General features: G+C 69.2%; 20 protein-coding genes. 3 read left to right on the top strand and 17 right to left on the bottom strand.

Going from position 1 to position 21,260, the window contains the following annotated elements; all coding sequences use genetic code 11:
- Window positions 1–68 precede the first annotated feature (68 nt).
- From ACIOJD_RS03795 to ACIOJD_RS03865, 15 genes are all read right to left on the bottom strand, one after another.
- Window positions 69–1,961, bottom strand: coding sequence for a serine/threonine-protein kinase (locus ACIOJD_RS03795; RefSeq protein WP_401908037.1), 1,893 nt, complete (start codon window positions 1,959–1,961; stop codon window positions 69–71).
- Between the two features lie 325 nt (window positions 1,962–2,286).
- Window positions 2,287–2,955 carry an OmpA family protein gene (locus ACIOJD_RS03800; protein WP_401908038.1) on the bottom strand — a complete coding sequence of 223 codons (669 nt, stop codon included), beginning with the start codon at window positions 2,953–2,955 and terminating at the stop codon, window positions 2,287–2,289.
- On the bottom strand, window positions 2,955–3,476 hold the full coding sequence (locus ACIOJD_RS03805) for a hypothetical protein (protein ID WP_401908039.1): 522 nt from the start codon (window positions 3,474–3,476) through the stop codon (window positions 2,955–2,957). The genes ACIOJD_RS03800 and ACIOJD_RS03805 overlap by 1 nt, the downstream gene beginning before the upstream one ends.
- A gap of 113 nt (window positions 3,477–3,589) precedes the next feature.
- A complete protein-coding gene (locus ACIOJD_RS03810; RefSeq protein ID WP_401908934.1) occupies window positions 3,590–4,297 on the bottom strand; it encodes a pilus assembly protein TadG-related protein in 708 nt (235 codons plus the stop codon).
- Entirely contained in the window at window positions 4,294–4,530 is a 237-nt protein-coding gene (locus ACIOJD_RS03815; RefSeq protein WP_401908936.1) for a hypothetical protein, read from the bottom strand. The genes ACIOJD_RS03810 and ACIOJD_RS03815 overlap by 4 nt, the downstream gene beginning before the upstream one ends.
- 281 nt (window positions 4,531–4,811) lie before the next feature.
- Window positions 4,812–6,044 (bottom strand): response regulator, encoded by a 1,233-nt coding sequence (locus ACIOJD_RS03820; RefSeq protein ID WP_401908040.1) that lies wholly within the window; start codon window positions 6,042–6,044, stop codon window positions 4,812–4,814.
- A gap of 62 nt (window positions 6,045–6,106) precedes the next feature.
- Window positions 6,107–7,483: a sensor histidine kinase gene (locus tag ACIOJD_RS03825; protein ID WP_401908041.1), complete on the bottom strand. Its 1,377-nt coding sequence runs from the start codon at window positions 7,481–7,483 to the stop codon at window positions 6,107–6,109.
- Window positions 7,484–7,581: 98 nt separating this feature from the next.
- On the bottom strand, window positions 7,582–8,469 hold the full coding sequence (locus tag ACIOJD_RS03830) for a DUF5936 domain-containing protein (protein ID WP_401908939.1): 888 nt from the start codon (window positions 8,467–8,469) through the stop codon (window positions 7,582–7,584).
- A gap of 21 nt (window positions 8,470–8,490) precedes the next feature.
- A complete protein-coding gene (locus ACIOJD_RS03835; protein WP_401908042.1) occupies window positions 8,491–9,432 on the bottom strand; it encodes a type II secretion system F family protein in 942 nt (313 codons plus the stop codon).
- A 70-nt stretch (window positions 9,433–9,502) separates the two neighbouring features.
- Complete coding sequence (locus tag ACIOJD_RS03840) at window positions 9,503–10,843, bottom strand: CpaF family protein (protein ID WP_401908043.1); 1,341 nt, start codon at window positions 10,841–10,843, stop codon at window positions 9,503–9,505.
- Between the two features lie 92 nt (window positions 10,844–10,935).
- Window positions 10,936–11,301, bottom strand: a complete 366-nt coding sequence (locus tag ACIOJD_RS03845; RefSeq protein ID WP_401908044.1) for a TadE/TadG family type IV pilus assembly protein — start codon at window positions 11,299–11,301, stop codon at window positions 10,936–10,938.
- Window positions 11,301–11,780, bottom strand: a complete 480-nt coding sequence (locus ACIOJD_RS03850) for a TadE/TadG family type IV pilus assembly protein (protein ID WP_401908045.1) — start codon at window positions 11,778–11,780, stop codon at window positions 11,301–11,303. Before ACIOJD_RS03850 ends, ACIOJD_RS03845 begins: the two co-directional genes overlap by 1 nt.
- Before the next feature lie 24 nt (window positions 11,781–11,804).
- Window positions 11,805–13,073, bottom strand: coding sequence for a CpaE family protein (locus tag ACIOJD_RS03855; protein WP_401908046.1), 1,269 nt, complete (start codon window positions 13,071–13,073; stop codon window positions 11,805–11,807).
- A gap of 7 nt (window positions 13,074–13,080) precedes the next feature.
- Window positions 13,081–13,791 (bottom strand): Flp pilus assembly protein CpaB, encoded by a 711-nt coding sequence (gene cpaB / locus ACIOJD_RS03860; protein ID WP_401908047.1) that lies wholly within the window; start codon window positions 13,789–13,791, stop codon window positions 13,081–13,083.
- A gap of 138 nt (window positions 13,792–13,929) precedes the next feature.
- Window positions 13,930–14,808 carry a hypothetical protein gene (locus ACIOJD_RS03865; RefSeq protein ID WP_401908048.1) on the bottom strand — a complete coding sequence of 293 codons (879 nt, stop codon included), beginning with the start codon at window positions 14,806–14,808 and terminating at the stop codon, window positions 13,930–13,932.
- A gap of 376 nt (window positions 14,809–15,184) precedes the next feature.
- Here ACIOJD_RS03865 and ACIOJD_RS03870 point away from each other — a divergent pair, with 376 nt between their 5' ends.
- Window positions 15,185–15,910 carry a nucleoside/nucleotide kinase family protein gene (locus tag ACIOJD_RS03870; RefSeq protein ID WP_401908049.1) on the top strand — a complete coding sequence of 242 codons (726 nt, stop codon included), beginning with the start codon at window positions 15,185–15,187 and terminating at the stop codon, window positions 15,908–15,910.
- Between the two features lie 250 nt (window positions 15,911–16,160).
- The gene (locus tag ACIOJD_RS03875) at window positions 16,161–17,186 is read left to right on the top strand and encodes a chitinase (RefSeq protein ID WP_401908942.1); all 1,026 of its coding nucleotides are present in this window, start codon (window positions 16,161–16,163) and stop codon (window positions 17,184–17,186) included.
- 107 nt (window positions 17,187–17,293) lie between these two features.
- On the opposite strand, the gene ACIOJD_RS03880 is transcribed toward ACIOJD_RS03875, so the two are convergent.
- Window positions 17,294–18,613 (bottom strand): Nramp family divalent metal transporter, encoded by a 1,320-nt coding sequence (locus tag ACIOJD_RS03880; RefSeq protein ID WP_401908050.1) that lies wholly within the window; start codon window positions 18,611–18,613, stop codon window positions 17,294–17,296.
- A gap of 315 nt (window positions 18,614–18,928) precedes the next feature.
- On the opposite strand from ACIOJD_RS03880, the gene ACIOJD_RS03885 reads away from it, so the two are divergent.
- Window positions 18,929–19,465: a spore-associated protein A gene (locus tag ACIOJD_RS03885; protein ID WP_401908051.1), complete on the top strand. Its 537-nt coding sequence runs from the start codon at window positions 18,929–18,931 to the stop codon at window positions 19,463–19,465.
- Between the two features lie 164 nt (window positions 19,466–19,629).
- Here the strand turns inward: ACIOJD_RS03885 and ACIOJD_RS03890 are convergent, their stop codons facing one another.
- Window positions 19,630–21,102 carry a GntP family permease gene (locus tag ACIOJD_RS03890; RefSeq protein WP_401908944.1) on the bottom strand — a complete coding sequence of 491 codons (1,473 nt, stop codon included), beginning with the start codon at window positions 21,100–21,102 and terminating at the stop codon, window positions 19,630–19,632.
- Window positions 21,103–21,260: the final 158 nt, after the last annotated feature.

The following is a 21,260-nucleotide window of genomic DNA, read 5'->3' on the forward strand; positions in this document are numbered from 1 at the left end:
GTCCCGCCTGTCTTGGGCCCCAGGGCCCAAGTGACGGTGTCAGCAGACGACTCGGGGCGCTCGGGGCATCACGACGATGACGACTGGCCCGCGTTGCGCCAGACCGTGATGTCCACCGTCACGTACTGGCTCCCTCCCCCATCGGCCGCGCTCGACTCGGTCCACGGTCCGAACGCTCGCAGCGTGACGAGTCCGATGTGTCCCGACGCGGTCTGGAGACAGATCTGTGAGCCCTTGCCGAGCTTGTCGGTCTCCAGCGACCTGACGAAGCGGGTGTCGTCCCGGCACGACGCGAGCGATCCCTTCTTGCCCTGGTCCACCAGTGTCATGGTGTTGTCCGTCTGTCCGGTCGCCACGACCGAAGGATCGAGGAGTGCGGCCATCCGGTACCCGAAATCGCCCGCGTAGTTGACGTCGCCCTTGACCGGGCGGAGCTTGTCGTCGTTGAGCATCACGTAATAGCCACTCGTGAGGTTGACGGAGGTGACCGTGAACGGCTTCGGATCGGCCGCGGGACTCTCGCCGCCGGCCGGTGCGCCGGACGCCGTGGATCCTCCGCTCGACGCCTTGTCGTCCTCCCCCGTGTTCTGCGCGTTGCCCTTCAGGTACAGGGCTCCGGCGAGGACCATCACCCCGGCCAGAACCAGCGCCACGATGAGCCCTCCCCGGCTCTTCCCCGGCTGGAAAGGCGCGGTCTGCGGTGCGCCGGGCCCCGGCTGATAGGGCCTTGGCTGGTAGGCGGCGCCCGGGTAGGCCGCCGGCGCGTGAGTTCCCGGCGCGTGAGTTCCCGGGGAGTACGGCGCCGGGGAGTACGGCGCCGGAGTGTGTGGCGCCGGGGTGTGCGGCGAAGGCGGGGGCGGCGTGGACGGGTACGCGCCGGGCCTTGGCCCCTGCCGCTGCCCGTCGCCCAGGACAGTCGGTGCGGCATGCAGGTGCGCGGCGTCGAGCTGCGTCGGAACGGGCGGAGTGGGCGGCCCGACGGGCGGCGCGGGCGATCCGGCGGGACGCGCGGCGGACGGCTCCGTCGCCGGGGGCGGGGTGTGCGGCGGGGCCGGGGCCGCCTCCCGGCGGTCGATGTCGTCGTTGACGGGGGTCGGCAACCAGTCGTCGGAGCGGCGCAGTTGAGTCCCGGGCGAGGCCTCACGGCACATGTCGATGATCTCGGTCAGGGACGGCCGCCCGTCGGGATCCTTGGCCAGGCAGCGTTCGACGAGCTCGCGCAGTTCCGCCGGGAGGCCGGTGAGATTCGGCGCCTCGTGGACGATTCGGTACAGCACCGCGTGGGAGGCGCCCTCGCCGAAGGCCGGGTTCCCGATGCCGGCGAAGGCGGCCACCTGGCCGAGCGCGAAGATGTCCGAGGCCGCGGTGCAGCTCGTCCCCGAGGCCTGCTCCGGGGACATGAACGCGGGAGTGCCGATCGTGACGCCGCTGCCGGTGAGTGACGTGGCGTCGGTCGCACGGGCGATACCGAAGTCGATGACGCGCGGTCCGTCCACGGCGAGCAGGACGTTCGAGGGCTTGAGATCCCGGTGCACGATGCCCGCGCTGTGGATGACCTGGAGCGCCTCGGCGATCCCGGCGACCATGAGGAGAACCGCCGACACCGGCAGCGGACCGTGCTCGACGACCGCCGCGTGCACCGACGGGCCGGGTACGTAGGCGGTGGCGAGCCAGGGGCTGGGCCCGTCGGTGTCGCTGTCGATGACCGGAGCGGTGAAGAGGCCCTGCACGCGCTCAGCGGCCCGTACTTCCAGCTTGAAGCGCCGGCGGAATTCCGGATCGCCGGCGAAGTCAGGACGGATGACCTTGATCGCCACGGGCCGGCCGCCGGGCGTGTACGAGAGGTAGACCTTGCCCATACCGCCTTCGCCCAGCCTGGCGCTGATGCGGTAACCGGCGATGGTCGGCGGATCGCCGGCCTCCAGCGCCCGGAACACCCCGTCCTCGTTCTCAGTACCCATCAGTACCCGTCCCCCGATCTGCTGTGCTCTGCGTAAATCAACTGCTGAAAGTGCCCGGCCTCATGGGCTCACGCGAATGTACGGCCTCACGGTTCCCGCCGGATGTACCGCGCACTGTATCCATGGGCGGTTACGGCTCCATGAGGCAGGATCGGGCTCGCCGGTCCGTGGCTGGTCCGTGGCCTGCGCTCGACGGTCCGTGGCCTGTCCGGGGCCTGTCCGTTGCCTGCGGTGGTCGGCGGTCGGGCCCGGGGCCGGGCGCCGCTGAGGTCCGCCCGGCCCGCGCCCCTTTCGCGGCGGGCCGGGCCCGCGCTCGTACGACGCGTCAGTTCTGCGAACCGCCGCTCTCACCGCGCGGGAAGGAGACCTCCACGCGACGGTTCTTCTTGCGGCCCTCCTCGTTGCTGTTGTCCGCGATCGGGTAGTCCTCGCCGTAGCCACGGATTTCGTACGTGATCCCGGCAGAGGCCAGCTCCTTGTCCAGAACTCCGTGCACGGCTTCCGCGCGTTCCTTGGAGAGCTTGTCCCCGTGCGCGGCCGAGCCGAGGTCGTCCGTGAATCCGAAGACACGGACCTTGGCCGTGCTCTGCTTCCTGATCTCGTTGGCGATGGCGGCGATACGGGAGTTGGCTTCCGGGGACAGCTTGGCGCTGTCCTTGCCGAAGAGGACTTCGGCCTGGAGCGCGAACTTCACGTTCTCGTTGGTGTCCTCGCGACGCTCCTCACCGCCCTCGGACTCGATGACCGAGATGATGTCGAGCACCTTCGCCGGGGCGAGCGTGGCCCCGCCCCTGAGCTTGAGGCCGGGCGCGTTGCCGTCCACCTGGGGCGGCGGCGAGGTCGATTCGGTGCCGGGGGGTGTACTCGGGCTCTCGTCGGCGTGGGCGCCGGCCGCCATGCTGAACTGCATGCCGGTGAACAGCACGGCCGCGGCGAGAACCGTCACCGCGGGGCTACTGGATGCCCTGCGCGCGCCGGGCGTCGTGGCACGCATCAGGAGATCTCAATCGTCGCGGAGGGCATCATCGGAAGCTGGAGGTCGACCTGGGCCGTCGACTCGGGCGGAGCCGGGAACTGGGCGAAGAAGGTTTCGCCGGCCCCGGCGTCGATACGACTGATGCCTGTCGTGGTCAGCGGGTAGCCGTCGGTGTCCCGCAGGACGTAGTAACGCTTCTTGTCCGCCTTGTCCACCAGCGTCATTCCCGCCAAGGAGCGACCGGTCCGCCTCACCTGCGTCTCCGACCCGTTCCACTGGATCGGCACCGACTGGCTGCTGTTCCCGGTGTTCTTGACGGTCCCCGTCACCGTGAGGAAACCGCCCTCGTCGCGTGTGGCGGTATGGATGACGAACTGGAACCCACTGCTGCCGTTGATGGTTGCCAGAGTCCTGCTGGTGTCCGGCACCGTGGTGCCCTCGCCACCCTCTTCCTTGGGCTTCTCGTCGGCGGGGGCGGAGGACGACGAGTCGGCGCCCTTCTCCTTGCCTCCGCCGTCGTCTCCCCCGCAGGCTGTCAAGGAGGCGCTCAGCGCCACCACAGCGAGGGCGGCCCCTGCCGCTCTACGGGCCTTCGCCCCATGCCACAGACTCATGAATACGGTTCCTTTGCGTTCGCTCGCGGTCAGTCCGGTCAGTCCTGGGCCAGTCGGACGGAGAATAGATCGGCCATGTCCGGGAGAAGCTCAAGGTGCCCCGGGTCGATACTCCATTTGGTGCCATCACAGACGAGTGAGCCCGGTGACGCCTGCGCGGTATCGTCCGGGTCGGTTTCGGCCGGGTCGTCAGGTGCGGCGCTGTCGTCCGGGGCCGGGTCGGGCGGCTCTTCCGACGGCTTCGTCTCGTCCTCGGCGGGCTCGAAGCCGCACCGGGGCTCGACGACGGCGGTGGCCTCAGCCGTCGCACGCTCGTTCTTGGTGCCCGACAGGATGCTGTCGCCCATCGGCTTCTGGCTGACGACACTGACCGCGAAGCCCCATCTGTCGGACAGTGCGCGGCATCCGCCGGCTCCGTCCAGATCGGCCTTGTTCCCATGGGCGAAGCGGGCCGCGACCACGCAACCGTGGGTGGTACCCAGCGGATCGCCGTTGAAGATGTCGTCCAGATATCCGGGGGTCAGCAGGTTGTCCAGGAGTTCACCACGGAACTGGTCCCGCGACTCCTGAGCCGCCGCCAGGGCCGCGGCGTCCGCCGCGGCCTGGGTTCCGTTGCGCGAGGCACCGGCCTGGCCGACCGCGAAGAACGCGAGCGCGAGAAAGAGCAGGCCCGCCACCATCGTGATGTAGATGGGGGCGGCCTGCCCTGCCTCGCGAGAGGCGTGAGAAGAAGGATGCGTGATCAGCCGGCGTCCAGAATCTCGCTGACCTTGTCCGAAAGACCATTGGCGATGTCGTCCGCCACACCCGTGCCGACGATGGCCACGATGATCAGGGCCACCAGAACGATCACGCCCACGTACTCGACGGCGCCCTGGCCCTTGTCGCCGTGGCGCTTCATCGCCGTGACCGCGGTGTTCACCCAGGAGCCGACGTAGAGCTTGGCGCTGGTGGCGGCCTTCAGCGTGCTGTTCGACATGGTGTTCCCCTCCGGTGCCGGCCGGCCCCTTGCCGGCCGGCTCGTACGCGTCCCTGATGTCGTTCACGCTTCCGGCTTCCTCCTGGCCGGTCTCGCTGGCGACATGAGAAACGTACGCCGGTAAGGCGTCCTTCGACATGGGTCTCAGGGCCCAACTCCGGGCCCAGCGCCGGGAGTGGGCCCGTACCCCTGGTGCCTGAGCGGCCCCCGGGGCTCCCGTGGTCGGCGCCGCCGTCCCGGTGACAGGAGTGCCCCCGGGGGGCCGGAGATCGCGCGCGTGGTCAGCCATGGCCCGTCGACCCCCCTCGTGCGATGCCGTGCCACAGGGCTATCGCCTCGCCGCGGCTGCCTGTGTTCAGTTTGGCGAAGATGCGGTTGATGTGGTTCTTGACGGTCTTCTGGCTGATGAAGCAGGCCGCGGCGATCTGCTGATTGGTCATTCCCGACGCGATCAGGTCCATGATCTCCACCTCCCGCTGACTCAGCTCCGCGTACGGTGCCGCGGGAGCTCCGGACTGCTGCCGACTCTGAGGAGAATGTCCCACATCGACTTGCGAAAGCGAAGGGTTTTGAGGGAATCGACGCACGGGTGATGTTGACTCAACTACCCTTACCTGCACGTCTCTTGTGGGACTTCCTGCTGACCGGTTCGGGAAACCTGTGTGTGCAGGTGCAGATGTTTGCTGTGGTACGCCGGGCAGGTAGCCGTGGCCCGTGAACGCCGTGCCCAGGCCTTGCGGCAGCGGCCCCGTACCGTCCTGCGGGACGTCGACCGTGCCGCCACCGCCCAAGCCACCGCCTCCCCTTACCGTCGCCAGCAGCGCGTTGGAAGCGGAGTGGGTGAAGTGAGCCCGGCCCTGCTTGATGTCCCGTACCGCGAGGACCAGTTGGCCGGCCGTGAACTCGCCGTGGACGAGATAGCCGCCCGCTCCCAGCCTCAGCGCCTCGTGGACGATCTCGGTCTCCCTGCTGTACGTCATCATCAGAACCGGCGCCAGACCCACCAGGTGCGGCAGGGCGGAGATCCCGTCGACCCCCGGCATCCGGACGTCCAGCAGGATGACGTCCGGTCGGTGCCGTACGGCCTGTTCGTACGCCTGGCGGCCGTCCGACGCCTCCGCGACGACCTCTATGTCGTCCCGCCCGGAGAGCAGGACGGTGAGGCCGGCGCGGACCACCGGGTTGTCGTCGGCGACCACGACGCGCATCGGCGGTGCGGGCGGCTGCGCCTCGGGGAGGGGGAAGGCGGGGAACTCGTCAGGTGCCGAAGGCGGCACGGAGGTGGGGGCTCCGGCGGGACTTCCCGAGGGAACTCCCGAAGAAACTCCCGAAGAAACTCCCGAGGGGACTCCCGGACGAACTCCCGGGGGAAATCCAGGGGGAACTCCAGGGGGGACTCCCGAGCTGACCGATGCGGCATGTGAAGACGTGTGCTGCGATGCGTGCGACTCCCGGGGTCCATAGGACTCCTGGGACTCCTGGTGTCCACAATCGCTGGAGATCTTCTCCGGCATGGCTGCGGCCTCCTCTCGAAGTGAAGCTGTCGGGGACGGTGTCGGTGCGAGGTGTCGTGTCGTCATCGCGTTATCGGTGCGCGGCGACGGGGCCGCCGCTCCTGCGGTCCGGGCTCCGCGGGCTGGGTGAGCGGTGCGGGCGGCGGCGGTCGCAGAGCGGTGAGCGGCAGTTCCAGACGCACCTCCGTGCCTTTCGCCGCCCGGCCCCTGCCGATGCGGATACGGGCTCCGATGGACGCGGCCCGCTCGACCATCCCGACCAGCCCGAAGTGGCCCGCCTGTCGCAGGTTCTCGAGGGTCGTGCCCGGTGGCAGGCCCTGCCCGTCGTCGTACACGCTGACGCACAGCACATCGCCCACCGCCCCGGCCGACACGTTCACGAACGTCGGGTGCGCGTGGCGCCGCGCGTTCTCCATGGCCTCGGTCGCGATCGTCAGGGCATGCCGGGCCACGGCGTGGGGAATCGGCGGGACGGAGGCGTCGCCGAGCCGCCGGAAGGTCGCCCTCACGCCCTGGCGACGGGCGAAGTCCGCCGTACGGGAACGCAGTTCGGCCAGCATGTCGACACCGTTGTCCAGCCCCGACTCGCGGCGCAGGTCCGAGAGCAGTTCCCGCGACTCGGCGGCCGCGCGCCGTGCCGAGCGTGCCACCAGTTCCGCCTGGTGCTTGACGACCAGGGGGTCCATCCGGTCCGCCGTGCTCGCCAGGCCGTCCGCCGCCATGGCCAGGCCGTGCAGCGTCTTGGCCACCGAGTCGTGCATCTCGCGGGCGAGGCGGGCGCGTTCCTGCTCGACGGCGCGGTTCACCGCGAGCTGCGCGCGGACCTCCGTCAACGCCTGGCTGGCGGTGCCGAAGCCCAGCATCAAATTGCGCAGGGTACTGCCGATCGCGCCCGCGATGACACACAGTCCCGGCAGGAGCAGCGCGTTGAACGCCACCTCGATCTCGCTGTTGACGGCGTACGCGCCCGCGACGATCAGCGACTGGAGTATGGCGAACAGCGCCGCGCCCCGCCAGCCGTACACCAGCCCCGCCAGCAGCGGGGTGCAGATGGTGACGTACGCGAGCGTCGAGTCCGGGGACGCCGTCGTCAGGAGCAGCGCGCCGAAGAACATGTCGGCGGCGAGCAGTACGGGGTGGCGCAGCAGGAAGGGGCCGAAGCGCTCCCAGTCCCGCAGCAGGACGTACGACACCATGAAGGTGACCAGGACGGCCGAGCCGACCAGCCAGATCGCGAGGCCCGACGCCGTCCGGTCCAGGGCGAAGGGCGCGGCGAGGGCGATCATGGCCAGCCTGAAGGCGAACACCTGGCGGCACAGCGCCTGGAGAGCGTTGACCTGGATCGCCAGGGGCGGCACATGCTTCGGAGCGGCGCCTTTCGCCGTACGAGAGAAGTCGTCGCTCACACCGCCGGAGAGTGCGGCGTTCCTCTGGGCCATGGTGGGGGTCACCTCCCGTTCTGGTATGCGGTTCGCGTTTTCCGGGCCTTGGCCGTTCACTTGGCCGGTCGGATGATCAGCGGGTCGGGTGCGTCGCGTCAGCCTCCGAGGATCTCGCCGAAGTCGACCCCCGAGCCGTAGTAGAAGCTGAGGACGATCAGCAGCATGGTGGCCGGGAGCATCACCATCGTGACCACGAGCGTGGTCTTCGGGACGGCCTGCGCGGCCCTGCGCCGGGCGTTCTGGGCGTCGGTACGGCGCATGTCGTTGGCGATCTGTATCAGCGTGTCGACGATGGGCGCGCCCAGCTCCTCCCCCTGCTGGAGCGCGGTGACGAACATCGACACCTGGTCGGACGCGTTGCGTTTGCGCAGTTGGTCGAACGCCTCGCGCCGGCCGAGTCCCATGTCCATCTGCCGCAGGGTGATGCGGAGTTCGTCGGACCAGGGCCCCTGGTACTTGTCCGCGACGCGCTCCAGCGCCTGCCGGAAGCCGAGGCCCGCGGAGACGACGACGGCGAGCACATCGAGGAAGTCGGGGAGCGTGCGCTCGATGTCCTCCTTCCGCTTGCGGATGGCCGAGCGGATGATGACGTCGGTCCACACCATGCCGTACGCCAGGGCGAGGAGCGCGATGACCGGCTGGCCGCGCATCAGCAGGGAGAGCGCGGCCAGCACCCCCAGGATTCCGTAGACCGCGCGGCGGGCGGCGTAACGGTCGACGGTGATACCGCCGGGGTTGCCCGCCATGTCGAGCCGACGGCGCAGCGCGTCGACCCGTTTGGGGCCCATCATGCGCAGTACGGACGGGGCGTACCGCATGCCGAGCCGGTCGATGCCGGATCCCACGGCGGTGGTGCGGGTGGCGCCGACCTCCAGGGCGACGGCGAGGTCACCGGGCAGTTCGGCGTCGGCGCGCATGAGGCGTACGCCGTGGAACGCGCCGTAGACGGCCAGCCCCAGCACGGTCGCGAGCAGCAGAGCCACCATGTCTCTTCCCCTCCCCTCTCAGACCTGGACCCGGGACATGCGCCGGATCAGGAAGAAGCCGACGCCGTACATGCCGAAGGCCACGACGACCGCGATCTGGCCGAGCACCGAACCTGTCATCGTGTCGAGCGCTCCCGGCGCCATCCCGTTGATCATCAGCAGGAAGCCGAGGCCGAGCAGCGGCACCGCCAGCGCGGTGACCTTGACCTGGGAGAGCATCGTCGTGACCTCGCGGCGGGTCTCCTTGCGTTCCTCCAGCGTCTCCGTGAGGTTGCGCAGGGAGCTGACGACCTGGCCGCCGGCCCGGCTGGAGAGCACCAATGTGGTGACCAGGACGACCAGTTCGCGCGAGGGCAGCCGGTCCGCCAGCTCGCCCAGCGCGTCGTCCAGGGAGTGACCGACGGCGAGCTGGTCGGCGACCCGGCGCAGTTCCTCGCCCGCCGGGTTGTCCAGTTCCTCGGCCGCCATCGCCAGTGCCGTACGCATCGCGAGTCCGGCCTGGGTGGCGTTGGCGAGTACGCGGGTGAGTTCCGGCAGTTGGCTGATAAACGCCTCTGTACGCTTCACCCGCTGCCAGTTGAGGAAGGCGTTGCCGCCCCATACGCCGATCAGCGCCGCCAGCACGCCGAAGAACGGGGCGAAGATCGCGCCGACGGCGAAGTACAGCCCGAGCAGTCCGGCCACCACGTACACCACGTACTCGCCGGTCGTCAGGTCGAGGCCGGTGACCGCGATCTTGCGATCGACGCGCTTGCCCAGGGACGTGGTGCGCAGTCTGCGGTCGACACCGGCGAAACGCCGGCGACGGCCGGTCGGCGTCGTCACCTGTCCCGTCTGGGACATGCGCTCGAAGAGCACCTGTCCTTGGGCCCTGCCCGCCGAGTAGACGTGCACGCCGATGACGGCGAGCACACAGGTGAGCAGTGTGACGCCGATCGTCAGGAGCGGAAGATTATCCATGTCGTGCCGGGACCTTCTCGATGGACGGGGACAGGGGCGCTGGGGACTGTCGGGGAGGGTGTGCGGCCGCTCAGGCCGCCGATTTTCGTACGTCCAGCTCCTCCTCCGAGCGGGCGACCCCGAAGGCCGGAGGAACGGGTTCGCTCTTCAGGTAGAGGCGGTCGGCGATCCTGCGTGGCAGCGGGTAGTACTCGAACTTCCCGTAGATCCGCCCGTCGGCCGCCATCGGCTGGGCGAGATAGCGGCAGACGGAGACGATCCGGTACTCCTCGCGTCCGTGCGAGTCGACGATCGCGATCTCGGTGATCCGGCGGGAGCCGTCGGCGTGCCGGGTGAGCTGGACGATCACATCGACCGCGCTGTTGATCTGGTCCTTGATCGCCACGAACGGGATCTCGACCTCCGACATGGAGGCCAGGGTCTGGAGTCGCATCAGCGCGTCCTCGGCGCTGTTGGCGTGGACGGTGGCGAGCGAGCCGTCGTGACCGGTGGACATCGCCTGGAGCATGTCGAGCGTCTCGCCGCCGCGGACCTCGCCGACGATGATGCGGTCGGGGCGCATGCGCAGGGAGTTGCGTACGAGGTCGCGGATGGTGACCTGGCCCTTGCCCTCGACGTTCGCGGGACGGCTCTCCAGCGTGATCACATGGGACTGCTGGAGCTGGAGCTCGGCGGAGTCCTCGATGGTGACGATGCGCTCGCCGTCGGGGATCAGCCCGGAGAGGGAGTTGAGCAGAGTGGTCTTCCCGGTGCCGGTGGCCCCGGAGACGATCACATTGAACTTCGCGCGCACCAGGCCGGACAGCAGGACCATCATCTGCTCGTCCAGCGAGCCGAGGCCGATCATCTCCTGGAGGGTGAAGGCACGCGGGAATCGCCGGATGGTGAGGATCGGGCCGGTCAGGGAGAGCGGCGGAATGATGACGTTGACCCGCTCCCCCGAGGGGAGGCGGGCGTCGACCATCGGATTCGCCTCGTCCACACGGCGGTTGACGGTGGAGACGATGCGCTCGATGGTCTGCATCAGCTGCTCGTTGGAGGTGAACCGCATCGGCAGCATCTCCAGCCGCCCGCCGCGCTCGACGAAGACCTGGTCCGCGCCGTTCACCATGATCTCGCTGATGGAGGCGTCTTCGAGGAGGGGTTCCAGGATCCCCAGCCCCAGGGCTTCGTCGACGACCCGGCGGATCAGATGGGAGCGTTCGACGGTGGAGAGGACCGGGCCCTCCCTGCTGATGATGTGGCTCAGGACCCGCTCCAGACGGGCCCTGCGCTCGGCCGCGACGAGCGCGGACATCTCCGCGAGGTCGATCTCCTCCAGGAGCTTGGCGCGGTAGACCCCGACGAGGAGACTCTCCTCGCTGTGCCCGTTCGTCGGCTCGGGGCTGTTGATGCGCGCCCGCAGGCTCATGTGCTCAACTCCCAGATTCTGCTCGTGTGCTGAGGTGCTGACGTACTGATGTGCTGAAGAGCTGCCGGAGACTGGTGCTCCGGCGGGCACGGTCAGTCGAGGGGCATGGTGGCGCTCCTCCTCGCGGGATCGAACTGGAAGAGGGGCAGAATGCGCGGGACCGGCACCGTCGCGGTGGCCCTGACCTCGTCCCCCGCGGTGGATACGGAGATGTCCGCCGCGCCCGACAGCCAGGAACTCATCGCGGCCTGGCCCGCCGCCTGCGCGTCCATGCTGGTCTCGTTGTACGAAGCGGTACGGGCGGCGGCCCGCGACGCCGTGCCCGCCTGCTGCACGGCGTACGCGACCAGCCCGAGCTGGATCGCGGCCAGGGCGACGACGAGAAGCAGCGTGATCATGCCGATGTATTCGAGGGCGACCTGACCCCGCTGTCCGCCCCGCGGTGCGTGCTTCCTCATCAGTCGCTCTCCTTCACCGCGGAGGCGTGAGCGGTGATGTCGACCGGGATGTCGAAGCCCGGGAAGAGCAGCGGGACATTGATCCCGATGTCCGCGTTGACCAGGTCGCCGTCCGCCGGGCAGCTGACGTCACCGAGGCTCCAGGAGCCGGGAAGGTGTTCCCCGGCGGCCTGCGCGCAGGCCGCGTTCCGGTCGCCGTCCGCCACCGCCGCCGCCCGTACGGCCTCGTCCGCCGCGTTGCCCGCGAGTGAGAAGGTGTAGCCGATCAGCGTGGCCTGCCAGAGCAGGACCGCCGTGGCCAGGATGACCGGGAGCATCCCGGTGAACTCGACGGCGACCTGGCCCCGGTCGTCACGCAGCCGGGCCCGCCACCGCCGCGCCCAAAGCCCCCCGGCCCGCGTCCGTAGGCCGCCCGCCGTCCCGCCCTCTCCCCCTCCCTCTCGGTCTCCGTACCGTGCGTCCGTTCCCAGATCGCTCATGGCTCAATGCGCCCCCTCGCCTCGTCAGCCCGGTCTCTGGTCCCGCGACCTCGACCGCCCGCGCCGGACCCCGACCGAGCCGCGGTCCCCCCGGAACTTCCCTGTTCTCTCCCCACCTGCGGCCGCCTTCACCAGCCCCAGTTCTCCCGCCAGCCCCCATATGGCCTGTTTTACGGTGGACTTCGGCTCCAGGTCCTGCATCCGGCCGGCGTCCACCACGGACTGCAATTCCTTGAAGTTGGCCGGGATCGTCACGCGTGAGACCCGGGTGCCGGTGATCCGTTCGATGATCGGCGGCTGGATCTCCGTGTGCCGTGAATGGCGGTTGACGACCGTCACCGTTTCCTCCGCCTTGCGGATCTGGAGCCGGTCCCACAGCCGCACCATGCGTTTGGCCGCCCGGACCGACACCACATCGGGTGTCGTCAGCAGCAGGGTGGTGTCGGCCATCTCGATCGCGGCGGCGTTCGCGCTGTTCATCTGCGTACCGCAGTCGATGACGACGACCTCGTAGCGGTTGCGGAGCGCGCTGACGATCTGCCGTACGGCCCGTTCGTCCATCTCCTCGCCCCGCTCCCCCTCGCCCGGTGCCAGCAGCAGCCCGAGCCCGCTCTGGTGGGTGAAGAGCGCGTCCTGGAGCACGCGGGGTGATATGTCCTGGATGGACGCGAGGTCCACGATCGACCGGCGGAACTGCACGTCGAGGTACGAGGCCACGTCCCCGGACTGGAGATCCAGGTCGGCGAGCCCGACGGTCATGCCCGACGCGCTTGCCGCCAGCGCCAGTTGGACCGCCGTCAGGGTCGTGCCGACGCCTCCCTTCGCGCCGCTGACGGTGACGACCGTGCCGCCGGGGCCGGTGAACACGTCGCCGCTCTGGCCGAGATGGCGCCGCACCCCCACGGACCAGCCTGCCGCCGCCTGGACCCGCTGGGTCAGTTCCTCGTACGAGAGCGGCAGCCCGACCAGGCCGCGGGCTCCGGCGTCCATCGCCGCCGAGAACAGTCCGGGGCCCGCGTCCGTGGTGACCAGGACGACCCCGACGGCGGGAAAGCGCAGGGCCACTTCCCGAATCAGCTCAAGTGCCGGTACCGGCCCGATCCGTTCATGGACCAGCACCACCTCGGGCAGCTCGTCGATCGACTCGGCGGCCAGCCGGGCCAGCGTGTCGATCAGTGAGGTCGAGTCGCCGACCGGCCCGGCCGGCTCCGCGTCGGGGAGCTGGCTGAGCAGGGTGGTGATGGACCGGGCGGCGTCGGCGTCGCCGACGACCGGGAGGATTCGGGTGCTCATTCGTCCCTCACTTGTCCCCTTCGAGGGTGTAGGTGTTCTCCCCCGGGCGCAGCGTCGTCGGGCTGCCGTCGGCGAGGAGCGCGAGTCGTACGTGCTCGGCGAAGGACTCGGCGTACGCGACGCGTTGGGCGTCCTTCGTCTTCAGCGCGAAGGTGATCGGCACGGCCTGCCTGGCCGCGCTGCGGCTCCTGTCGCCCTCGCCGGGTTCCAGTGCGGTGAGCGTGCCGACGTCGATGACCCTGGCGTTGGAGACGATGATCCGCGACTGGGCCGTGCCGCTCTCGTTCTCGGCGGCGAAGGTGGCGAAGATGTTGACCAGGGCGCCGGGCCGGATCTTTCCGGCGACCCCGGTCGCCGCGTCGATCATGATCGCGATTTCCTGCTCGCCGTCGGCGAGTGCGGGCCGTTGGACAATCATGTCGTCCTGGAGCAGCGAACCCTTTTTCAGCTGGGTGATGGCGATCTTCCCGCCGACGACGGAAAGATCGGTCACGGCGTTCTCGGAGAGCCAGCGCTCGGGCATGGCGATCTTCTCGAACTGATTCGGCTGAAGCGCCGTGTACGGCGCCACATCCGCCTTCAGCCGGTACGCCGCCACCTCGGGGCCGACCTTCGAATTCACGTCGCTTATCACCGAGAGGACGCCGATGAAGGCGCCGACGGCGCAGAGGGCCGACAGAAGAAGGAGTATGACGCCGCGGCGCTGCCGTGAATTCATGAGCGGTACAACCTCGTTCGGTGACGGGGAGCGTAGGGGGAGTCGCGTGTCCGGGGAGTTGAGATCTATGGGTCGGGGCCGGGGCCGACCGGGGCCGCGGTCACCTGGAGCGGCCGGAACCGGTCGGCGGCCCGTGTGTCACGTCCCATGCCGCATAGGCGTTCCATGGCTCAGGGCACCGGCCGCCCGGGTGGGAGCCTCGTGCGGTGCGAGGGGCGCCGAGCAGAAACCACAACGGTCACCTATCAGTTCGATACCGCACCAGCAGCACTTCTCCCGCCGGACGGAGGAAACCAGCTGGTAAAGGATGGAGATATCCGGCAGAAAGGCGGAGAACTCGATCATCTTCGGCGTTCCCCACCAGCGCGGCGAATCGGCGGGGAGAGCGGTCTCCTGGATTCCCTGCACGCGCCACGCGGGCGCGAGCGTCTCGGTCACCCAGTCCGACGGCCACTGCCCCTTGCCGACGATCATTTGCGTACCGAAATCGGGTCCGGCCAGCTCACCGGCACCGATCTTGATCAACTGGGGTGTGGGGGTGGCGACAACGCCGAACTGGGCACCGGGCACCCAGGATTTCGCGTGGGTCTTCAGGCTCACCGGCACCCGGTCGAGCTTGGTCACGGTGGTGAGCAGCGCCCCCGCGTAGATGTAGTGCGAGAGCAGCCGGGCGGCGGAGGCGACGATCCCGGCGCTGAAGTCGCAGATCGACAACTGCCGCAGCTGGCGCACGAGGACGGCGACGCCGAGCGGCGGGAGGTCGAGCCTGAGGAGGGCGATCCGATCGCTCTCCATGAGGGAACGGACCGTGTACAGGCGCCGTTCGTGGGCCGCCGGGATGGAGGCCGGGTAGAGGACGACGACGTAACCGTGCTGCTCCACGAGGACCTGCATGTCGGCGAGGGCGGCGTCCAGCGGCTGGACGTCGGGCGGGGGCAGCAGCGCCGCGGTGGGCGTCTGATGGTCCGTCGGTGGTAACACCAGATCAGGGCTGGTGACAGCAATCGCGGTGGGCACGCTGGTTCCCCGTTCGGCTCCGGTCACCGGCGGCCCGGCGGCCGCAGTTCTCTCCTGCACGGCGCATCTGCCTCAGCACCTTATCCACGACTTAAGGCAGAGAGAACACCTATCAGATTCCGGTAGGGCATCCCTCGCTCCGGAGACACCGCCAAACTCGGACGAAGCAGTCAGCTGTTCACTCATGTTTCAATGAATATTCGATTCAGTGGAATTCCGCACCCAACTGTTCGGTTTTGCGCCCGACTTGGGTCCACGCGGGCTCCCCGGATCGGGCGTCACCGGGGCCCGTACGCCCCGATTCCGATTCCTTGTGCGAATAGCCCGCCGTCGCCTCGAACTCATACTCCCTCGACCCCCTCGAAAGTGCCTTGCCATGACTCCCCAGACTCCCCGGCAACTCCTCGAGCGCGCACGGCGCCTGGCCGCCTCCGGTGACCGTCGGCTGCTCGGAATCGCCGGTCCTCCCGGCGCCGGAAAGTCCACGCTCGCCGAGTACCTGGTCGGTGAACTCGGCCCCGGCCAGGCCGTCCTGGTGCCGATGGACGGCTTCCACCTGGCGGACACCGAGCTGCGGCGGCTCGGACTGATGGGACGCAAGGGCGCTCCGGAGACCTTCGACCCGTACGGGTACACCGCGTTGCTGCGCCGTCTGCGCGCCGCACGGCGCGGGGAACCGGTGTACGCGCCCGGGTTCGACCGGGAGCTGGAGCAGCCGATCGCGGGCAGCATCCTGGTTCCGCCCGAAGTGCCCCTGGTGATCACCGAGGGGAACTACCTGCTGCTGACCGACGGGGACACCAAGGGCGACGGAGACAACAGGGGCGACGGAGACAACAGAGACGACGGGCCCTGGGCCGAGGCCCGGAAGCTGCTGGACGAGAGCTGGTGGCTGGAGTTGGCCGACGAGGAACGGGTACGCCGGCTGATCGCCCGGCACGAGCGGTTCGGCAAGGAGGCGGCGGAGGCCGAGCGCTTCGTCCTGGAGTCCGACGAGGCCAACGCCCGCCGGGTCGCCCCCGGCCGGGCCGCCGCCGACCTGGTGATCACCTTCGGGCCGGGCCAGGCGCCGAGTCCGAGGCCGAGTCCGACACCCCGGTAGCTCCTCCGGCTCCGGCAGCACCGGGCAAATGGCGCCGCTGCCGAAGCCCTTGACAAGGGCAATGGTCTGGACCACCTTGGATGCCATCGGTGGCCACCGTTCCGCACCACGACTCCCCCCACGGGGTCTCCCCCACTCCCCCCACGGAGGCCATGCAGTGCTGCGCCAAGCACGTCCCCGCATCCTCGGATCCGTCCTGGCGACGGCAAGCGTCCTCGCGGTCGCCGGACTCGCGGTCGCCGGACTCGCGATCCCCACCGCCATCGCCGCCGCGCCCGGCACCGGCTCGACGACCCCCACCGCCGTCACGGCCCCCACGGCCCCCACGGCCCCCACGGCCGAGGACACCACAACCGCCGCCGCATCCACTCATGCCGTACCCGCCCATGCGGTACCCGCCCACGCCGTCACCGGCTACTGGCAGAACTTCGACAACGGCGCGGCCGTCCAGACCCTCGGCGACGTCCAGGACCAGTACGACATCATCGCGGTCGCCTTCGCGGACGCCACCGGCACACCGGGCCAGGTCACCTTCAACCTCGACTCGGCCGGCCTCGGCGGTTACAGCGTCGACCAGTTCAAGGCCGATGTGGCCGCGAAGAAGGCCGCCGGCAAGTCGGTCGTCATCTCCATCGGCGGCGAGCTGGGCACCGTCTCCGTCAACGACCAGGCCTCCGCGACGGCCTTCGCCGACTCGGTGTACGCGCTGATGACGGAGTACGGCTTCGACGGCGTCGACATCGACCTGGAGAACGGTCTCAACTCCACCTATATGTCGGAGGCGTTGAAGTCGCTGGCGGCGAAGGCCGGCCCGGGATTCGTCCTCACCATGGCGCCGCAGACCATCGACATGCAGTCCACGGCGGGCGAGTACTTCAAGACGGCTCTGAACGTGAAGGACATCCTCACGACCGTCAACATGCAGTACTACAACAGCGGTTCGATGCTCGGCTGCGACGGCAAGGTCTACTCGCAGGGCTCGGTCGACTTCCTCACCGCGCTCGCCTGCATCCAGCTCGAAGGCGGCCTCGCCCCCTCACAGGTCGGCATCGGCGTACCGGCCTCCGCCAGGGGCGCGGGCAGCGGTTACGTCGCGCCCTCGGTCGTGAACGCCGCCCTGGACTGTCTGACGCGGGGCACGAACTGCGGCTCGTTCAAACCGTCCAGGACCTACCCCGGTCTGCGCGGCGCCATGACCTGGTCCACCAACTGGGACGCGACGGCGGGCAATGCCTGGTCCAACGCCGTAGGACCGCACGTCCACGGCCTTCCGTAATCGCGTCTCTCCCCCAGCCCCCACAGGACCGGCAGCGCCGTCGAAACCCCACCCGACGGCGCTGCCGTGTGTCCGCTGCCCGCACCCCGGCCCAACGGAGGCCTCTCCTACCAGGGGATGTCCCGGACCTGCTGCACGCACAGCACGATGAACAGCAGCCCGGCCGCCGTGAGCATCACATTGCTCAGGATGCCGTTGCGCCATTCCTTCGGCGTACGCGACGAGTTGAGCAGCCACACCAGCGTCAGCGACAGGAACGGCATGAAGAACGCGCCCAGTACGCCGTAGACGACCACCAGGCCGAAGGGCTCGTCGAGGAAGAGCAGCGAGATCGGCGGGAAGGTCAGCCACAGCAGATACGCGCGGAACGGCACCGAGCGCTCGCGGGCGCCGGACGCGACCTCCTCGACCGCGCCGTCGGCCCCGCTCCCGTCCGCCGGGGCTCCCGCGCGCTCCTTGCGGATGCGCTCCACGAAGTCCGCGAACATCAGGCTCACGCCGTGCCAGACACCGATCAGCGACGAGAACGACGTGGCGAAGAAGCCGACCAGGAACAGCTTCGCGGTGGTCGGGCCGAACCGGTCCTCCAGGATCCTGCCCAGGTCGATCAGGCCCCGGTCGCCCTGGGTGAGGGCGATGTGCGAGGAGTGCAGCAGCTCGGCGCCGATGATCAGCATGGCGACGACGAAGAGGCCCGTGGTGATGTACGCGACGCGGTTGTCGAGGCGCATCACCTTCATCCAGCCGGAGTTGGTCCAGCCCTTGGCGTTGACCCAGTACCCGTACGCGGCCATCGTGATCGTGCCGCCCACCCCGCCGATCAGTCCGAGGGTGTAGAGCAGCGAGCCGTCCGGCAGTACGGGGGCGAGCCCCGCGAACGCGGCGCCGAAGTCCGGGGCGACGCGTATCGCGACGTACATGACGACGACGAACATCACGCCGATCAGGACCGTCATGACCTTCTCGAAGACGGCGTACTGGTTGAACCAGACGAAGACCAGACCGATCAGGCCGGTGATGACCGCCCAGGTCTTGAGCCCCGGTCCGTCCGGGAACAGCGCGACGATCGGCAGCGCGCTGGAGGACATGGCCGTGGCGCCGTAGACGAAGCCCCAGATCACGACGTACACCGCGAAATAGCCGGTCGTCCAGCGGCCGAGGCTGCGCCAGCCGTCGAAGAGGGTGCGTCCGGTGGCGAGGTGCCAGCGGCCGGTGGCCTCGGCGAGCGAGATCTTGACGACGCAGCCGATGACCGCCGCCCACATCAGGGTGTAGCCGAACTTGCTGCCCGCGATGAGCGTGGCGACCAGATCGCCCGCGCCGACGCCGGTCGCCGCCACGACGATGCCGGGGCCGACATACGTCCAACTCGACTTGCGCGGACGGGAGACGGCCTCATCCATGCCGGTGTCCGTGGTTCCTGCCATACGTATCGTCGCCTCCCGTTTGTCTCCGTCGTTCGTCTCCGTCATCCACCTGTGTGGTACGTGACTCACGTCACCAAAGCTGGCGGACGATGATCGCGCAAGAGGGCCTGCGGTGAGGGTTCGGTGGTGGGAGGGCGTTGAAGAGGAGCCGGAGGATACCCGGCCATCGCTCAACGTCCCCTGTACGTAAGGGGGTTGTCGGCGGGTCCCTAAGTTGAGGGAGCGCTTCCGTACAACTGTGCCGGTGATCCGCGGGTCTCATCGGGTGGGTCGCACAAGCACCCACGAAGCTCACAAAGCTACAGGGGGCACATCATGCGGAGATCTCGTCGTGCGGCAGTTCTGGCAGCGTTCGCCGCGCTCGGCCTCGGGGCCACCACCACCGCGTTGGCACAGCCCGCCGCCGCGGCGCCCGCCGCCCCGGCCGCTCAGGTCGCCTACAACGGCGCCTGCGGGACCGGGTACAAGGTGGTCAACTCGGCGGACATCGGTACTCAGGGCACCGTGTATCTGACGTACAACTCGGCGAACGGCGAGAACTGTGTCGTGACGATCCGCAAGACCACCGGATCGCCCATCTACATGTTCTCCTACCTCGGGGTCCCCGAGACCGGCGACCAGCAGATCGACGGCGGCGAGTACCGGTCGTACGCGGGGCCGGTCTACTCGTACGGGCAGGGGCAGTGCATCGACTGGGCCGGCGGCATCGGCGGCCAGGAGACCTGGACCTACGGTTCGAACTGCGGCGCGCTCACGACGACTCGTGTGACGAAGAACGGCGAGACGACCGTCCGCTCGAAGGTCGCCGAGCCCACCACGTCGCGCACGGGCGCCACGGCCGACGCGCGCTGACGCACTGATGCGTTGACGCGCTGAGAGGCCGAGGGGCCGGTTCACGCTCCTTCCGTGGCCGCCGTGTACGGGCTGGGCGCCATTGCCGGTACACGGCGGCCGCGGCGGGAGCCGCGACGCACTCGCAGAGCACCGGAGAGGTGGGACACGAGGGAACACAGGACCTAGATCACCAGGCTCAGCAGCGCCGCGACCACGAAGCCCGCGACCGACAGCACCGTCTCCAGCACCGTCCAGGACTTCAGGGTGTCGCGCTCCGATATGCCGAAGTACTTCGCGACCATCCAGAAGCCGCCGTCGTTGACGTGCGAGGCGAAGATCGAGCCCGCCGAGATCGCCATGATGATCAGGGCGAGATGGGCCTGCGAGAGCCCCTGGCCCTCGACCAGCGGGACGACGATGCCCGCCGTGGTGACGATCGCGACCGTCGCCGAACCCTGCGCCACCCGCAGCACCACCGAGATCAGCCAGGCCAGCAGGATGACCGGCAGGCCGACGTCGTTGAAGGTGTCCGCGAGGGCGTCCGCGATACCGCTGCCCTTGAGGACCGCGCCGAAGACCCCGCCCGCGCCGACGACCAGCAGGATGTTGCCGACCGGCTTGAGGGAGGCGGTGGAGACCGTCTCCAGGGACTGACGCGACCAGCCCCGGCGGATGCCCAGCAGGTAGTACGCGAGCACCAGCGCGATGGTCAGCGCCACGAACGGGTGGCCGAAGAACTCGATGACCGAGCGGCCCGTCGACGGCTCCAGGGCGATGGACGAGAAGGTCGCGAGGAGGATCAGGATCAGCGGGGTGCCGATGATCGCGAGGACCGTGCCGAGCGCGACCGGCGTCTCCCTGGGCGTGACCCCCGAGGCCTTCTGCTCGGCGGCGACGGCGGCCTTGGCCTCCTCGGCGGCCTCGACCATGTCCTGCGGTACGTCCACGAAGAGGCGCTTGCCGATCCAGGCGGCGTAGCCCCAGGCGGCGAGGACGGCCGGGACACCGACGACGACGCCCATCAGGATGACCCAGCCGAGGTCCACCTTGAACAGACCGGCGGCGGCGACCGGGCCGGGGTGCGGCGGCAGGAACGCGTGGGTCATCGAGAGCCCGGCGAGCAGCGGCATCGCGTACAGCAGGATCGATTTTCCGGAGCGCTTGGCCGCCGCGTACACGATCGGCGCGAGGACGAAGATGCCGACGTCGAAGAAGACCGGGATGCCGAAGACGACACCGGTGACGCCCATGGCGAGCGGGGCGCGTTTCTCACCGAAGAGGTTCAGCAGCCGGGTGCTCAACACCTCGGCGCCGCCCGACACTTCGAGGATCGCGCCGAGCATCGTACCGAGCCCGATGATGATCGCGACATGGCCGAGGATGCCGCCCATCCCCGATTCGATCATCGATACGGCGGCGGATTTCTGGACCGTACCGAAGAGTTCGGTGACGGACAGACCGGCGGCGAGGCCGACGGCTATGGAGACGCCGAGCAGCGCCACGAAGGGCTGGAGCCTGACCTTGATGATCAGGACGAGGAGCAGGGCGATTCCGAGGGCGGCGACGGTCAGCAGACCGGCGGTGCCGTTGATGAGCAGCAGCAGACCACCCGTGTGGGGTGGGGTCTGCGGTGGCGCGTCGGCGGCGAACAGCATGGTGGACCTCTCGTTCTGGAGGCGTCCGGGCAGGGGGGATCGCGGCACGACGCCCCGGAGGAGGGCGTCGTGCCGGACAGTGCGGGTGCGGATGCGGGTGCGATCAAGGTGCTCACGCGAGTACGGGTGCGGGTGCGGGTGCGGGTACCTGGGCCACC

The sequence above is a fragment of the Streptomyces sp. NPDC088116 genome, from assembly GCF_044741745.1.
GTDB lineage: Bacteria > Actinomycetota > Actinomycetes > Streptomycetales > Streptomycetaceae > Streptomyces.

What these genes read in the sequence shown, in the direction of transcription:
- cpaB (WP_401908047.1), bottom strand. Translation starts at nt 13,791, where the DNA reads ATGAATTCACGGCAGCGCCGCGGCGTCATACTCCTTCTTCTGTCGGCC.
- ACIOJD_RS03885 (WP_401908051.1), top strand. Translation starts at nt 18,929, where the DNA reads ATGCGGAGATCTCGTCGTGCGGCAGTTCTGGCAGCGTTCGCCGCGCTC.
- ACIOJD_RS03815 (WP_401908936.1), bottom strand. Translation starts at nt 4,530, where the DNA reads ATGTCGAACAGCACGCTGAAGGCCGCCACCAGCGCCAAGCTCTACGTC.
- ACIOJD_RS03800 (WP_401908038.1), bottom strand. Translation starts at nt 2,955, where the DNA reads ATGCGTGCCACGACGCCCGGCGCGCGCAGGGCATCCAGTAGCCCCGCG.
- ACIOJD_RS03850 (WP_401908045.1), bottom strand. Translation starts at nt 11,780, where the DNA reads ATGAGCGATCTGGGAACGGACGCACGGTACGGAGACCGAGAGGGAGGG.
- ACIOJD_RS03820 (WP_401908040.1), bottom strand. Translation starts at nt 6,044, where the DNA reads ATGCCGGAGAAGATCTCCAGCGATTGTGGACACCAGGAGTCCCAGGAG.
- ACIOJD_RS03890 (WP_401908944.1), bottom strand. Translation starts at nt 21,102, where the DNA reads ATGCTGTTCGCCGCCGACGCGCCACCGCAGACCCCACCCCACACGGGT.
- ACIOJD_RS03855 (WP_401908046.1), bottom strand. Translation starts at nt 13,073, where the DNA reads ATGAGCACCCGAATCCTCCCGGTCGTCGGCGACGCCGACGCCGCCCGG.
- ACIOJD_RS03795 (WP_401908037.1), bottom strand. Translation starts at nt 1,961, where the DNA reads ATGGGTACTGAGAACGAGGACGGGGTGTTCCGGGCGCTGGAGGCCGGC.
- ACIOJD_RS03880 (WP_401908050.1), bottom strand. Translation starts at nt 18,613, where the DNA reads ATGGCAGGAACCACGGACACCGGCATGGATGAGGCCGTCTCCCGTCCG.
- ACIOJD_RS03825 (WP_401908041.1), bottom strand. Translation starts at nt 7,483, where the DNA reads ATGGCCCAGAGGAACGCCGCACTCTCCGGCGGTGTGAGCGACGACTTC.
- ACIOJD_RS03835 (WP_401908042.1), bottom strand. Translation starts at nt 9,432, where the DNA reads ATGGATAATCTTCCGCTCCTGACGATCGGCGTCACACTGCTCACCTGT.
- ACIOJD_RS03845 (WP_401908044.1), bottom strand. Translation starts at nt 11,301, where the DNA reads ATGAGGAAGCACGCACCGCGGGGCGGACAGCGGGGTCAGGTCGCCCTC.
- ACIOJD_RS03870 (WP_401908049.1), top strand. Translation starts at nt 15,185, where the DNA reads ATGACTCCCCAGACTCCCCGGCAACTCCTCGAGCGCGCACGGCGCCTG.
- ACIOJD_RS03840 (WP_401908043.1), bottom strand. Translation starts at nt 10,843, where the DNA reads ATGAGCCTGCGGGCGCGCATCAACAGCCCCGAGCCGACGAACGGGCAC.